The organism is Psychrobacter sp. P11F6, assembly GCF_001435295.1.
Lineage (GTDB): Bacteria > Pseudomonadota > Gammaproteobacteria > Pseudomonadales > Moraxellaceae > Psychrobacter.
Window position 1 is genome coordinate 1,155,752 of record NZ_CM003594.1, and the last position, 15,968, is coordinate 1,171,719.

Annotated in this window: 12 protein-coding genes; 8 read left to right on the forward strand and 4 right to left on the reverse strand. The window is 43.2% G+C overall.

Annotation, left to right across the window (positions count from 1 at the left end; translation table 11 throughout):
* Position 1: 1 nt before the first annotated feature.
* From AK822_RS04840 to AK822_RS04855, 4 genes are all read right to left on the reverse strand, one after another.
* Positions 2–2,215: a DUF2345 domain-containing protein gene (locus tag AK822_RS04840; protein ID WP_060490763.1), complete on the reverse strand. Its 2,214-nt coding sequence runs from the start codon at positions 2,213–2,215 to the stop codon at positions 2–4.
* Between the two features lie 432 nt (positions 2,216–2,647).
* Positions 2,648–3,937 (reverse strand): DUF2931 family protein, encoded by a 1,290-nt coding sequence (locus tag AK822_RS04845; protein WP_060490764.1) that lies wholly within the window; start codon positions 3,935–3,937, stop codon positions 2,648–2,650.
* A 136-nt stretch (positions 3,938–4,073) separates the two neighbouring features.
* A complete protein-coding gene (locus AK822_RS04850; RefSeq protein WP_060490765.1) occupies positions 4,074–5,399 on the reverse strand; it encodes a T6SS phospholipase effector Tle1-like catalytic domain-containing protein in 1,326 nt (441 codons plus the stop codon).
* Positions 5,399–8,287, reverse strand: coding sequence for a contractile injection system protein, VgrG/Pvc8 family (locus AK822_RS04855; RefSeq protein WP_060490766.1), 2,889 nt, complete (start codon positions 8,285–8,287; stop codon positions 5,399–5,401). Before AK822_RS04855 ends, AK822_RS04850 begins: the two co-directional genes overlap by 1 nt.
* 215 nt (positions 8,288–8,502) lie before the next feature.
* Here AK822_RS04855 and AK822_RS04860 point away from each other — a divergent pair, with 215 nt between their 5' ends.
* The 8 genes from AK822_RS04860 (at position 8,503) to tssG (ending at position 15,828) form a co-directional block, all read left to right on the forward strand.
* Positions 8,503–8,949: a hypothetical protein gene (locus AK822_RS04860; protein ID WP_060490767.1), complete on the forward strand. Its 447-nt coding sequence runs from the start codon at positions 8,503–8,505 to the stop codon at positions 8,947–8,949.
* A gap of 19 nt (positions 8,950–8,968) precedes the next feature.
* Entirely contained in the window at positions 8,969–9,751 is a 783-nt protein-coding gene (locus AK822_RS04865; protein ID WP_060490768.1) for a tetratricopeptide repeat protein, read from the forward strand.
* A 21-nt stretch (positions 9,752–9,772) separates the two neighbouring features.
* A complete protein-coding gene (tssB, locus tag AK822_RS04870; RefSeq protein WP_060490769.1) occupies positions 9,773–10,285 on the forward strand; it encodes a type VI secretion system contractile sheath small subunit in 513 nt (170 codons plus the stop codon).
* 3 nt (positions 10,286–10,288) lie between these two features.
* A complete protein-coding gene (gene tssC, locus AK822_RS04875; RefSeq protein WP_045451930.1) occupies positions 10,289–11,779 on the forward strand; it encodes a type VI secretion system contractile sheath large subunit in 1,491 nt (496 codons plus the stop codon).
* Positions 11,780–11,830: 51 nt separating this feature from the next.
* Positions 11,831–12,334 carry an Hcp family type VI secretion system effector gene (locus AK822_RS04880; protein WP_025651832.1) on the forward strand — a complete coding sequence of 168 codons (504 nt, stop codon included), beginning with the start codon at positions 11,831–11,833 and terminating at the stop codon, positions 12,332–12,334.
* A gap of 100 nt (positions 12,335–12,434) precedes the next feature.
* Complete coding sequence (gene tssE / locus AK822_RS04885; RefSeq protein ID WP_045451932.1) at positions 12,435–12,926, forward strand: type VI secretion system baseplate subunit TssE; 492 nt, start codon at positions 12,435–12,437, stop codon at positions 12,924–12,926.
* Between the two features lie 74 nt (positions 12,927–13,000).
* A complete protein-coding gene (gene tssF, locus AK822_RS04890) occupies positions 13,001–14,824 on the forward strand; it encodes a type VI secretion system baseplate subunit TssF (protein WP_060490770.1) in 1,824 nt (607 codons plus the stop codon).
* Positions 14,788–15,828: a type VI secretion system baseplate subunit TssG gene (gene tssG / locus AK822_RS04895; protein WP_087945565.1), complete on the forward strand. Its 1,041-nt coding sequence runs from the start codon at positions 14,788–14,790 to the stop codon at positions 15,826–15,828. The genes tssF and tssG overlap by 37 nt, the downstream gene beginning before the upstream one ends.
* The last annotated feature ends 140 nt before the right edge of the window (positions 15,829–15,968 follow it).

Consider the following 15,968-nt stretch of genomic DNA (forward strand, 5'->3'; position numbering starts at 1 on the left):
CCTACCTGCTACTACGTACTGTTGTAGCGCTATTAAAGATTCTGAAATGACCCATCAGCTTTTTTTCTGGTAGGGTTTTCATACCTGTGTCAGGATGTATCCATCTAGCATAAGAGCTCACACTTGGGTCAGCTGAGCTATACCAAGTTAAAGATGTTGGTGCATATACTGTACCTATATTTGGATGTGCAGCAATATACTCACCAAGAGTTTTAGTCAAACCATTTCCAACGTTACAAGATAAAAGAACTAAAGTCTGACTATCTGTATATCCATTTAAACTAATAAACTCATAGAATTTATTTATGGCATCACGTTTTTGAGACTCAGTTTTTCCACTTATAGTCACGTACTGATTCTTTGATTTTGTTATGTTTAAAGCTCTTTGAACTGGGTCTAGATCTCTTGTGTTCACCCATAAAATACTGCGGTTGCTACCATGAGCGTAAACATAATAATATGAATGAGGTAAGTAGCGATCTCCTTCTAATATATCAATAGTCTTGTGAAAGTTAGTTTCATTACCTGCAAAACCATCGAAAGATTTATAAAACATATTATCGCTAGTTCCTGCCTTTAATTTAAGTAATTTATTAAAACTAACTAATTTAGCCCCATTTGGTACAATAGGAACTGAATCTAAATTATAACCTCCACTTATTCTCCTATTATAATCAGCTTTAAACGTTGAGTTTTTTGCTTTTAGGTTCTTAAGGATAGTTTCTAAAGAGTTTAAATCTTTGGCTGTTAAAATATTTTTCTCTGGACTAGGCGCCGCTGTAGCTATAATATTTGGTAAGTTACCACCTATATCTTGAGTATAAGTCCGACTTAACTCAGGCAGTATTTCAAGTAATATATTTGGATGATGTTCTTCTACCTTACCTGAATTATCTGATTTGCCCAGAGTGATATGCCCATTATGTGGATTAATCATTCGGTAACGTCTGTTTTTCAAAACACGTTCAGTCGCACTATCTATTAAATAGTAACTCATTGAAGTATCAGAACTTAAAAAATCTAAGACTTTAACGGTAACCCTGCCACCCGCAACCAAACCCTTCTTCACCGCCTTCACGGTAATCGTTCCCGGACACACCAGCTTAATCCCGCTATCATCAATCGTAATCGACGCACCTGCTGACGTTTGCAGCTTGATCCGCTTAGGACTCGACACATTTACCTGTCCTGACTCACTACCAATCGTCATACCTTGCTGAGAGTGCAATTGCAACTCACCGCCCTGTGCCTGTATTGCCAGTGGCTCTCTATTGGCACTGATATGCAGTCCTGACAGATCGGCTTGACCACCAATCCCAGAGAGCGAGTCAATCGTATTTGCCGTCAGCGTATAATTGCCCGCCACCACATCCGACTGGGTAGCACCTGATTGCCTGACTATTGTTTTCGCCGTCCATAGCGTATTGCTGGCTGCCGCTAAGATACTGTCTTTGCTGACTAACATGACATCGGCTGCGCCAAGTACTTCCGTATTTAATGTCGCATCGATGATTTGTGCACTGGTCTTAAAGGCTTCTATCGTTTGGTTGGCATCGCTAAGTGCTGCCGTGGATTGCAAGTGTGCCTGCTTTGCCTCCTTGAAGGTCTCGCTCAGCTCAGCGCCTAACTTAAGCTGCTGCTGTCCTGCATCATTGACCCACGCCGACTCATGCTCGGTTTGCGTGTGTCTGATATCAAAGGTAGAGAGTAGCACCCCCGTATCACCAGTGATCTGTAGCCCATGATCGGTGGCGACATTGATGCCTTGACCACTATCATTTGATTGATGATTGCTAAAGCGATGGCGTAACGTGCCCAATGCGACGATATGCTCATCAGGGGCAAAGGTGGCGCTAGAAGTGATGGTTGGTGTCTCAGCATTGGCACGTGCCCCAGTATTCACTGACCACTGCAGTCCTATCTGGTTCGGCGTATCATCAAAGCTCATGGTTACTTCAGACTCAGAAGTCAGCCCATATTGAGCAATACCTGATATCCAGCCGCTGTGTCCATCATCTTCATTAATTTGCGAATGACCCAAACCACCACCATGCCATCTAGGAGAAGATCCGCCTTGCAAGTTATGTCGATTAGATAAGCCTGCATCACGAGTGGTGATGTCTTTGTCATCGACATCGCCCATACCGATACCGTCATAAAGCAATCTGCTAATCACAGGACTGTCGATATCGCCATACCAATGGTTAAGCAGCACCGACTGTCCCAGCCTTAGCGCAAACTGCCAACCATGAGTGCTACCCGATGACAGCTGCAATGAGCGCAGGGGCGGGGTGGTGCCATCATCATGAGGGCTGATACCTGAGTAGACGGGGGTGGTGATGGTTTGTTGTAGATTGTCAGTGCTGACACTGGAGTCATAGCTGGACGAGGCTGATAAACTGGTGTCACCAGTACGTGCTTGGGTGAGACCCGTGTAAGTGCTACTGGCAAAGGATAAAGAACTGGGATAAGGGCAATAAGGAATAGCAGCGTCAAGTAACGTCGCTGATACCCAAACCCCAGTATTGCGCCATCAAAATGATGGTAACTGACGCTTCGTATCAGGCAAATACGGTAGCTAGCAGTGCGATCAGTGGAAAATATGGTCAAGTTCATTGTTGCGATATAATATTTTTAGCTTAAACAATTAGTTTATATTCACAAAAGCAGGATCACTTAAATTTTTTATTTTAGGGGCAGTGATAAATTGTGGATAACCAGTTTTGGCGACATACTGCCCTTGTGTAGGATCTATTGGTGTACGTGAGAACTGATACGCACCTTCAATCGATATTTCCTGATTACCTTTTTGTAAATAAGCGCTTTCTAACACTAAATCTTTATCAAAATCTAGCTTGAGCGTTGCAAAATCATTTGCATTAGCAGGTTGCTCGTTAGTAGCGAGCGAACGCTTAGGATACAGACTATCAAAATATTTGAAAAAATAGTTTAAATTTGGATCTTGATAGTAAGGTCTATAGGAGGCTTTGCCAATACCTTGAGCTGCCCACTGTGGTCTAGGAAATAGATGTACTTCAACTTCGATGCGCTCACCAGTGCCTTTATTGTCTACCCAAGTTATAATCTTAGTTGGTACTGCTTTGAGCGCTTTACTATATTTATCAAATTGGTCATCCAGTACCGCAAACCTTTCGGTGTTGGCAAATTCAGCGTAGTACTCCCCGTTCCACTCTTGTCCATCAATGGTTATAGACAGATTCCAAGGATACTTGGTCTGCATCTGCTTGTACCACTCTGATGAGATCGTCCATTCCCCTGATTGCCATTGCTCATAACCTTTTGGGCTTTTATTCTTGAAAGCAGCAAGGTTATCATTTTTGCTAATGTCTTTATTTTTTAGGTAGTATTCGTAATCGATAAGAAGGTAGTCGTCACCGCTAGATATCTTCTCGCCTTCAATGGTTGCTGAGTCAGGCTCGATAGGCGTGGCTTGAAATGAGGTAATTTCTTTACGGCCAGACCAACCAGTGACAAAAACAATTACCCAGCCCTTGGGAGCAAATCCAAGTTCTATGGCATAATAGTTTTTATCAGCACTATCAGATCCTGGATTACTGTCGATCTGCTTTCTATTGGTGCTAGTCATCAGTGCATATATTTTAGCAGTGGGTAGCAGGTGCTCACCTTGATAATATTGGTTGGCTACCTTATCCAAGTAGGTAACTTGTACCTTATCTGGCAATGGCTGCTCGAACTCATTGCCCCCTAGCGGTGCGCTGCCATAGCCCCAAAAATCCCCACTACCGTGTAGTGAGCGTAACCAAGTGCCGTCAGCTAGATAAAAGCTGGTACTATAACTGCGTATTTTATCTGACTTCTGCAAACTCACGCTATTGGTAAGATTGTCTTGTTTGTATAGGGTATAGTCTGCTTCTGAGACATGAGCCCCCCATTCGACCACTCTATCGTCTCTCATTTGTTTTTCCTTGTATAGCCACACAAATGCCAGTGATGACAGCACAAAGATAGCGATCGTTATAAGCTTTATCGTTGTAGACCATTTGGATGACATCATTGTTTGAACTCAATTGTTAATTTGATAGATACTGGTATCAACCATTTATCGTTTTTCTAAAAGGTACGCCTTCACCATTTTTTAAGCGTCTTAGACCAAAACCTAAATCAGCTGTTGCGGAGCCTTTAACGTATTTTGCTGACCAGTGTATATAGCTGTTTCTAAATCCCTTAGTTGTCTTACCCTCGACTAGACTTAGATTTAGACGGCCTCCCCATTTAACACCTTTTATTACTTTATCTGGCAATTTACCCATCGATTGCCTAATACCGGGTCTCAAACTACTATAATAAGTGATTAATTCTGGCATAAAGCTCATACTGCCATAGGTTGCTGCCATGCGAGCTGTCATGTTTAAAGATACTTTATGTATGTCGTAATAAACGGCATTGGTACGCTCGGCTTTATAATAATTACTCCCAATAGTTCGCTTGATCAGTTTTATTTGATCGGCTTTATAAAACTCTTTAGTTATTAGCCAAGTTTTTAGAGTCTCATCTCCTTCTTCAATATCATATTTTTTACCTTTAGTACTATCAGGGTAGGCACCACCAACATCGGCATGTGCCCCATTCATTATTACTTCGTAGCCAAAGCCACCATTAATCGCCGATCTAATATTGGTGACTGAAAAGTTCTCGCGATACTCGTCGGCAGCTATAATATGAAAGACTTTAGTGATTTTTTTATCATTGGCATCCAAATTTCGAAAGTCTAACTTCAGCTCTGATACATCATTATCAAAATTATGGTTAACAGCCTGTCCGACAGGTATTAATCCGCTTATTAAGCCAGATCGTAAACTGACATATTGATAGGACGAAACGGTGTCAAACAAACCGACAAATTTAAAGCGAATTTGGCTTGCTGATAAGTTCCACTTTTTGAAAAGCTTAGGGTTTGATTTGGCTAAATGAATAAAGTGACGAGCGGTTGCAGCTCCACGGCTAAAGCCAAAAACATTGATATAGAGTATAGTGGGTTTTCTTCCTACCTTTCCTTCTATTTTACCAAATGCTTCTTTAGCACGTTCAACTACACCCGTATCACCATCACCAAAAGCAAAACCTAACAGTTCATCATCTTCATCACCTTGAACAGTACCAATTCCTTCCATATAGATCCAAAATTGAGAGCCGTTTTTACTTCTGTTTAAAAATAAATGAGTCACATTAGAGTAAGCATTGGAATAGCTGGTCTCGTCCTCGTTATGCTCTTTTTTCTGTTTTGCAGAAAAACCTTTATAGGTATCGGTGTTATATAAATTATTTTTAGTCCCATCAAAGAATAAATTCACTGTCTTACCATCTTGTACTACTGGTACAAAGGATCCTTTTCTTTTATTGCTTTTAGCGCTCGTCATTATTTATCCTCTTCATTAGTATCGGCGGTTAATTCAAATTCAACCGACTTATTCCCTGTACCAATCCGTATTGTTTCACCTTTTTCATTCGTTACGCCACGATAGGTTTTACCGTCAGAGGTTTCAATTCTATAAGCGAACCCGGCGATGATATTACCTAAAGTATCTTTAACCACATACATCTCATTATAAAGCTCTTCAGGAGGAGTGTAATGACACCATGCTCCCGCAACCATCTCTTTCTTCACCGCTTTAATCTTAATCGTCCCCGGGCACACCAGTTTAATCCCGCTATCATCAATCGTAATCGACGCACCTGCTGACGTTTGCAGCTTGATCCGCTTAGGACTCGACACATTTACCTGTCCTGACTCACTACCAATCGTCATACCTTGCTGAGAGTGCAATTGCAACTCACCGCCCTGTGCCTGTATTGCCAGTGGCTCTCTATTGGCACTGATATGCAGTCCTGACAGATCGGCTTGACCACCAATCCCAGAGAGCGAGTCAATCGTATTTGCCGTCAGCGTATAATTGCCCGCCACCACATCCGACTGGGTAGCACCTGATTGCCTGACTATTGTTTTCGCCGTCCATAGCGTATTGCTGGCTGCCGCTAAGATACTGTCTTTGCTGACTAACATGACATCGGCTGCGCCAAGTACTTCCGTATTTAATGTCGCATCGATGATTTGTGCACTGGTCTTAAAGGCTTCTATCGTTTGGTTGGCATCGCTAAGTGCTGCCGTGGATTGCAAGTGTGCCTGCTTTGCCTCCTTGAAGGTCTCGCTCAGCTCAGCGCCTAACTTAAGCTGCTGCTGTCCTGCATCATTGACCCACGCCGACTCATGCTCGGTTTGCGTGTGTCTGATATCAAAGGTAGAGAGTAGCACCCCCGTATCACCAGTGATCTGTAGTCCATGATCGGTGGCGACATTGATGCCTTGACCACTATCATTTGATTGATGATTGCTAAAGCGATGGCGTAACGTGCCCAATGCGACGATATGCTCATCAGGGGCAAAGGTGGCGCTAGAAGTGATGGTTGGTGTCTCAGCATTGGCACGTGCCCCAGTATTCACTGACCACTGCAGTCCTATCTGGTTCGGCGTATCATCAAAGCTCATGGTTACTTCAGACTCAGAAGTCAGCCCATATTGAGCAATACCTGATATCCAGCCGCTGTGTCCATCATCTTCATTAATTTGCGAATGACCCAAACCACCACCATGCCATCTAGGAGAAGATCCGCCTTGCAAATTGTGTCTATTCGATAAGCCTGCATCGCGAGTGGTGATGTCTTTGTCATCGACATCGCCCATACCGATACCGTCATAAAGCGATCTGCTAATCACAGGACTGTCTATATCACCGTACCAATGGTTAAGCAGAACCGACTGCCCAAGCCTTGGCGCAAACTGCCAACCATGCGTGCTACCGGATGACAGTTGCAATGCGCGCAGGGGCGGGGTAGTGCCGTCATCGTGAGGACTGATACCTGACCAAACAGGCGTGGTGATGGTTTGTTGTAGATTATCAGTGCTGACACTGGAGTCATAGCTGGGGGAGGCTGATAAACCTGTGTCACCAGTACGCGCTTGGGTCAGCCCTTGATAGGTGCTGCTAACAAAAGACTGTTTGCTAGGGTAAGGGCAATAAGGAATAGCAGCGTCAAGTAACGTCGCTGATACCCAAACCCCAATATCGCGGGCGATATCAAAGCCATGATCGGGTACAGTCAGATGAATGGCGTTTGTAGTATTGTGCTGCATATAATGAGCAGTGCGCTGTAACCACTGTTTGATAAATACTTGATGATGGTATGAAACGCTATCGTTGTCAGGCTCAATACCGATTAAGGTAACCGCGATACAATGCGTCGATAAGCTTCCAATAGAGGGTAGGTTATTGATACTCACTGGGCTACCGACACTCACTGGGCTACCGACACTTAGACCACGCATGGCTCCAGTCGCTTGATAGGTTTCGCGCTGACAGTGATTGGCAGATATCCATTGCTGTGCAAGATGAGCGGCGGCATCATCGCTGTGCACGCGAGACGGCGCACCAATTAATACCGTCGTGTCATCTATCGCAAGCGGCGACTCATCTACTGCTTGACCTTCATAAATCGTATCAGCCGCTAACCCATCTGCTCGTACTATTACCCTATCACTGCCAAGTTGCTGCGACCTCATTTGTAGCGTATGGACACTATCCTGACCTGACTGTACGGAGGACTGGGCATAGCTGTAGTGAAGTAGTAATCGCTCGCCTGTGTCTAAACCATCAACCAACCACCACGTGCCAAGCTCATCAACGGAATTCCCTGATACCCATAAAGTCGATATACCAATATCAGCGAGCAGTCCAGTAACAAATTCATAGTCACTGACATCCGACTGGGTGCGCATGGATAAAGGTGCCGATAAACGTGCGGATGATTCATCATCTGATGACAAAAGAGACTCAGATATTTGCCAATTTAAATCGTAATCACTAAGGATGAGGGTAACAATATCGAGCGTCGATTGATTGATAAAACTGCGGGTATGTATCGACTGTGCCAACTGCCAATCGGGGCTAACAACTTCTAAAGTATAAAAGTGCATCGCGCCATCAGATTGCTGATAACGGATGCCGCGTATCAGCCCAGTACGACAGCTAGCGGTACGATCAGCGGAAAACGTGGTTAAGCATATCGGAGCATTGATTAATGATAAACAAGCGTTCGATTCGATAAAATTATAACCAAACACTAGTATGTCAATATTGTCAGATTGATTAATGCCGCTTGCACCGCAAAACGCAACAGGGTAAAAGGTGTTTATCGTTGGATTATCAGTATGAACGGTAATATTATGTAGACGATTGGTCTTAGAAGGCATAAGAAGGGTACCGTTACTGCTTATTTTATACCAAGAAAATGGCTTGAATGGGTGGCTTACTAAATTATTTATTAAGAAAAGTATAGAGTTTATTGAAATATTGTCAAGTATATGTATAATCAACCTCATTGATTTTTTATGATTAATGAACTTTAGTTATATTTATTTCTTTTAAAAATCTATCCTTTTATATTTTTAGTGATGATACTGTTGTTATGAATCCTATTTATCGTACTAAACTTGCCACCGCAGGTCTGCTATCAGTCTTACTTAGCGCGTCTTTATTGACAGCGGGTTGTGGCACCACTGCTAAAAAAAATGTACAAACCACGGTCAGCAAACCAATAGTGAAGCAGTTGAGTGAGCCTTCACTTGCCTATTTGTCAAACGGCAATCAACTTAGCAGTGAAGCGTGGATGACTATTGCCAAAAATAACTATGAAAAAAAACGCTATGCACGGGCATTGAGAGCAGCTAATGAAGCTCTAAGCGTTGATAATGAAAGACTTGATGCACGTCAGCTTGCCATGCTCTCAGCAGTTAAAGTAATGGAAAGTAATATTGATGCTTATCACGATAATAGTTTGATGAATAGTAGTGATAAGGCAACACTGAATAAAACGCTCACCAATATCACCACTTTAGTTAACGCGTCTAATTAAAATAATGTTGAGCAGGCGCATGTATTTATCTCACACCAATAATGGCGAGCACCGATTTACAATGACCAGTATCAGAAGCAATATTAGAGTCAGTTTTAGGCTATCCAAAGCGTTTTTGGCAGGTCTGTTCATTATGGGTTCAGCAATGACTACCGCTCATAGTGAGCTTGTCATACAAGAGAAAGACCCCGGTTCTAGCATCATAAATCAATTTTCGGCACTCAAAAATGCTGATGCAAAATCACCGCAACTGCATCAACTGGTCGCGGATTTGAACCAAAGAGTATCTCGTAATCCTAATGACTCGCTAGCATGGGAGATTTTGGCGCAGATTTATTCTAACAATGGCTATCATGCTTATGCTGTTTACGCAGCCAGTGAAGCCATTGATCTGGGTCAAAGCACTGCTAAGCTAAAAAAGATACTACTCAATAGCAGCGCTATCGTCTCCCAAAGCCAACTGCAGTCAGATTATCTCACTGATGAAGTGGACGCAGCGTTTTTGAAGGAGTATCAGTACGCTTTAAGTAAAATATATGGTGATATCTATGGTTTCAATTACGACGAGTCTTTGCCGAAACCACCAGCGCCAGTCGTCAAGCCTAGAAGCGGTAGATCAGGCGCTAAATCAAAACCTCAGCCCCATGTGTCTGTAAAAAAAGCATCGAAGCCTATTAAGAAAAAACCAGCCGTAAAAAAACCGCCACGACCACCAAAAGTTAAGCCTGTTACTAAACCTTCACCTACCAAAAAAAGTAACGCCAAATCGACTGATCCATTCAGTATATTGCGTTCAAACTAGACATTGCTGAGGTAACTTATTATGGCAAAGCAAGACAGTGTACAAAAGAAACTCGCAAAAGTACGTGCGCCTCGGGTGCATCTGACTTATGACGTTGAAGTAGGCGATGCGATCGAAACCAAGGAAATCCCTTTTGTCGTTGGCGTTTTGGGAGAGTTTTCAGGAGATTCCACCCTTGAACAACCACGCTTTAAAGACAAAAAGCTTGTCGAAGTAGATTTAGATACCTTTGATGAGGTGATGTCAGGTCTAGCACCGCGTGCGACCTTTCGAGTAAGCAATGACTTAAGTGATAAAGGCGGCGAATTCGCGGTTGATTTGGCATTCAATAGTATCAACGATTTTCGTCCTGAAGCGGTTGCTGATCAAATTGAGCCACTAAAGCAATTGGTACAAGCACGAGATCGTTTGGCAGATTTACGCAATAAAATATCGGCCAACGAAAAACTTGAAGACCTATTAGATGACGTGCTTAAGAACACTGAGCAAGTCAAAAAAATGGCGGAACAAAATCAAACCGACGGTGAGGATTAAACGATGAGTGCCCAAGCCCAGCAAAATCTAGCACCTGATGCGTTAAATAATGACAGTTACGACTTACTCGAAGAAATCGTCAATAAAAGTAACGTTGCCAAGTCTGATGACGAAAAAAATCGTGCCAAGTCGCAAATTGCAGAGCTTGCCAATGAAGTCATGCAAGGCACCGTAACGTTGTCAGATAATTTGGCCGCATCGATTGACGCGCGTATTGCCCAAATTGACGCATTGATCTCCAAGCAGCTGACTACCGTCATGCACGCGCCCGAGTTTCAAAAGCTAGAGTCCAGCTGGCGTGGCTTGCATTATTTATGTAGCCAGACTCCGTCGGAATCCATGCTAAAGATTCGTATGATGAATACTACGAAGCGCGAACTGACTAAAGATTTTCAATCGTCAATTGATTTTGATCAAAGCACGCTGTTTAAGAAAATATACGAAGAAGAGTTCGGTAGCTTCGGTGGTGAACCTTATGCCGCTATCGTTGGTGACTTTGAATTTACTCGCCAAAACTCAGACATGTATCTGCTTGAGCAATTGTCTCATGTTGCGGCCGCTTCTCATGCACCTTTTGTGTCGGCGGCTTCCGCTGAAATGTTTGGTCTCGACTCCTTTACCGACATTGGTCGCCCGCGAGATTTGTCAAAGATATTTGAAACCGCTGAATATATACGCTGGCGCGCGTTCAGACAGTCAGAAGATGCGCGATATGTTGCGTTAACCGTGCCTAGCTTTTTAGGTCGTCTGCCTTACGATCCTAAAGATGGCACAGTAGTCGAAGGATTTAACTTTACCGAAGAAGTCTCTGGTAATAATCATGACGATTATCTATGGGTGAACGCAGCTTATGCGTTCGCTTCACGCTTGACGGCGGCCTTTTCTGACTATCGCTGGTGTGCTGCTATTCGCGGTGTAGAGGGTGGTGGTTTGGTTGAGGGTCTACCAGTCCATACCTTTAAGACAGATGAAGGGGATTTGGCACTTAAGTGTCCAACTGAGATATCTATTACGGATCGACGTGAGAAAGAGCTCAGTGACTTAGGGTTTATCCCATTAGTTCATTGCAAAAATACCAATTACGCTGCCTTTTTTGGGGCGCAGTCAGTACAAAAAGCCAAAACTTATCAAAACGATGATGCCAATGCCAATGCTGCGCTATCGACGCAGATCCAATACATTATGGCGGTGTCACGTATTGCCCATTACCTAAAAGCAATGATGCGCGATAAGGTAGGCAGCTTCTTAGCACCTGGTAATGTTGAGTCGTTTTTAAATGACTGGATTTCTCGTTATGTCTTGCTAGATGACGGCGCCTCACAAGAAGCAAAAGCCCAGTACCCACTGCGCGAAGCTTCTGTACAAGTTGTAGAAGTGCCGGGTAAGCCTGGTGTCTACAAGTCCGTGGTCTTTTTGAGACCACACTTTCAACTTGACGAACTGTCTGTTTCTCTGCGTCTGGTCACTCAACTGCCGCAATCTAGCAACAGCTGATCGTTTATTAAAACTAACGTGAAATTTAAATTTTAAAAAAAGGTATGTGATATGAAAGATATTTATATTCAGTTCCGCGGTAAATATAAAATTGATGGCGAGTCTCGTGATAGCGAGCATAAAGGTTGGCTTGAAGTAAATACTTGGGATCACTTGATCCGTCAGCCAAAATCAGCGACAGCAAGTAGCGTTGGTGGCCATACTTCTGAGCGTTGTGAGCATGCTGACATGACGTTTATGAAAGATTTGGACTCGACCAGCCCTAAACTATGGGAAGCGTGTTCTGCTGGCTATACTTTTGATGAGATCCAAATTGATTTTTATCGTGCTAACGGTGACAAACGCGTTAAATATCTTGAAGTAAAACTTAAGCATGCACTGATCGCAAGTGTCGAGCCAACGGTGCGTTCAGAAGGCGTGCCAATCGAAAAAGTCGGTATCAAATATGCTGCTGTTGAGTGGACTTACACCCAGCAAGATATCGATGGTACTGCTAAAGGCGCTGTGACTAAAAAATGGTCACTAGCCAACAACACTGCTACTTATACCGCCTAATTTAGGTTGTATCAGGTGTCATCTATTGTGTCGTACCGAAAAAGAAAGGTTTATATCTAGGCCTTTCTTTTTTGTTTGTTAAATAGGAATGATTATATCAATGAATTACGCCACTAACGCCTCTAACAAAGAAATTGGATTTCGCCCAAATTTGTTCGAGCAGTTATTTGATGATCAGCCCCGTCATTTGTCGCATGAGCTCGTGGTTCGTCGTCTTAATATCGATGAGCTAAAGTCTTCGGTCGCACGAGACCTTGAAGCTTTATTGAATACGCGCTGTGTGGTGTCTAGTAGACTGCAAAAGTATCAGCATGTGCGTTCATCGATATTGAATTTTGGCATATTAGATTTTGTGGGACTCAGCAGTGCCAATCCTACTGACTGTGATTATATCTGTCGCCAAATAGCCCAAACAGTCGAGCAACAAGATACCCGGCTAAAAAACGTTCGCGTCTCGTTAGATATTGGCGCAGTTGATGTCAATCAACTGTGTTTTTCTATTGAAGCGTTATTAAAGGTTTATCCAGCACAAGAGCTGGTCAGTTTTGATGCGTTCTTTGAGCCAAGCTCTCAGCGTTACTTAATAAAATAATCATTATCTAATTAATGAAATAACTACTACCGCTCAATTTATACAGGTAGCAGCGATCAATATATTGAGGCGTCATGGACAGTTTACTTCCTTACTTTGAGCATGAGCTTAGCCTGTTTAATAAGCAGTCAAAAGAGTTTGCCAAAAAATATCCCAAAATAGCCAATCGGTTGTTGATGGGGCGCGATACCGTCGATGATCCGCATATAGAGCGGTTGATACAGGCTTTTTCGCTGATCAGTGCACGTATCAATAAAAAATTGGACGATTCATACGCTGATTTTACTGAGTCGTTATTAGAAGTCGTTTATCCCGATTATCTCAAACCTTTTCCGTCGGTCTCTATTGCACAGTTCAATCTAGGCGTACAGGGCAATGCGATGAGCGAGGCAGTCTTAGTCCCTAAAAATAGTGCGTTCGCCAGCCAAAAAATAAACGGTACGCCTTGCCAGTTTCAGTCAACCCAAGATGTGACCTTGCTGCCGCTACAGATAGATAGCGTCGACTTTGAAACTCGTCAAGAGGTGTATGACAATCAGCATGGACTACTGAATGGCTGCATTAGTATCAAGTTTAAGGGGCTCAATTCAAGCTTTGACTATCAAGCCTTATTAAACCACTCGTTAGATTTGTATATAGACGAGGACGCCAGTCAGGGTACCAGTCTATGGGACTTGCTAGGGTGTGATGTCAAGCAAACGCATCTGCATGGTAGGCAGGTCAATAAGATTACGGGTAGTCCGTTTGAGATTATAGGCTTCGATCCTGAGCAGCAAATTCTTCCGAGCCATCGAGTGAGTAATGCTGCCTCTGCCTTATTAAAAGAATACTTCTATTTCCCTGAAAAATTCAATTTCTTACGCCTTAATCTTGGTAAGGTTTGTCCAAATTTAAAGATCGATAGCAATGGCTTTGAGATTCGCTGTTACTTTAGATTTGATAAAAAAAATACCATCCGCCTAAAGAACTTGCAGCAGCTCAGTGCCAGCAGTATCAAGCTGTTTTGTACGCCCGTTGTCAATTTATTCAAGGCGGCTGCTAAGCCTATTCAAGTGACCCATCGTTCGATCTATTACGATTTGGTGCCTGATACTCGTGCGCTGTTTCAACATGAAATCTATGAGGTTAATAAAGTCATAGAGTCGAAGCAAAACGACAATCGTTTGATACAACGTGAATATCATCCGTTTTATGCGCTCAATCACTATGAGCAGCAAGATGATGGTCGTTATTATCATATCAAACGTGATAAGGATATGGCTGAGTTCAAGCAGGGTTTTGAATATCAGATTATGTTTGTAGAAAAAAACCGCGAGGATTTATCAGGCGCGGTCAGTATGAGTGCGTCTTTATTATGTACCAATAGAGATTTGCCGGCTCAAGTAGTATTCGGTCAAAGCCGTGGCGATTTGTTTAGCGAAGGGATGACTGGCTTTAGCAGCTTATCGTTGCTAAAGCAGCCGACCAGAACGGCACGCTTCGACTATACAGGTGAGGAACGTTGGCGCTTGATATCGCTGATTAGCTTAAACTTTTTATCGCTTGCCGCCCAAGATGCTGAGCTGATGAAAGAGTATTTATCGCTGTATGATATTACGCAATCTGCCTCTAACAAACTGTTGGTTGAAGGTATTGTGTCTGTCGAAACCAGTATCGAAGCTCGACGTATTCAGCGCTTGCCACAGCCTGGTTTTGTGCGCGGTACACTGATCAATATTCAAATCAACCAAAAGAATTTTGCTGGAGTGAGTATCCGCCAGTTTGCCCATTTATTGGCGCATGTGTTTGGCTATCACGCCAGCTTAAATAGCTTTGTTGAAGTGTCCATTAGTGATGCCATTACTAAAGAGGAGATATACAGATGTCAGCCACGCAGCGGTCTCAGTCCTCTTATTTAACGGATCTAATGGCGGCGCCGCAATCTTATGAGTTATTACAAGCACTACGTTTGGTTTGGCATGAAGTCAGTATGGGGTATGCACCTATTGAGGTACGTTACCGTGCCTCGTTGTCATTGGCCTATCCGCAAGCTGAAATTGAGTCGATGGCGCTCATTGTTCAGGACAATATGGAAGACAGTGGCAGCTCATTAAAGGATGGTCAAGTAAAAACCAGTTCATTAAATGCTAGGCGGATAGAGGTTTGCCCTGCAGTTATCGGATTGACTGGCCCGTTGTCAGCCTTGCCAGCGATGTATACCGACCATCTAGCCTCGCGAGTCAATCATGCAAAAGATAAAGCGGCACCAGCATTTTTAGATTTATTTAACCATCGATTGACGGATTTGTACGTGCAAGCGAGTTGGTTTTATAACTTGCCATTACAGTATGAGATAAATAATAAAAAAGACAACTATCTACTGAGCTTGCGGGCATTGGCGCGTCAGCCGAAGAAGCTAACCGCCATTGATAGCTTGATTGCTTATGCTGGCATGATCGCCCCAGGACGCCTGACAGCCGATCAGTTATCACATGTACTGTCGCATTTTTTAGATAGCACCGTCAGTGTCGAGCAATTCGTACCGGAGTGGTTTGATCTACCAGCTAGTGAACAGACAGCACTTGGTGGTCAGCATGCTGCCCTTGGGTTGTCCGCATTTTGCGGTGCGCGCGTCGTACAGTTTGATAGCAAAATTAGAATTATCTTTCATCAGTTGGACGCGAAGCGTTATTTAAGACTGTTACCAGCAGGGGATATGTATCAAGTCATTATTGATTTTATCCGTAAATGGTGCGGTGTTTGCTTGGCGGTCGAGATGCAACTCGAGTTGGACAAGCAATACATCACCCCGTTGTCATTATCAGAAAGTAATTTTGGTAGTTTGGGTCAGGGTGGGTTTTTGATATCGCAGCCTGCGACGCAGCATCATGATGACACCCGCTATGCGTTGCCGATTCAGTAGAAAGGTATTACTAAAAAAACACGGTTAATAGTTGTATATAAGCAGTTTTAAAGTGAATCAACTATAAATTGCTTGTTTACTAATAATGCTCAATAGCTGCTCTAATTTTGTATATCAGTTTTATATCGCCGTTTAATAAA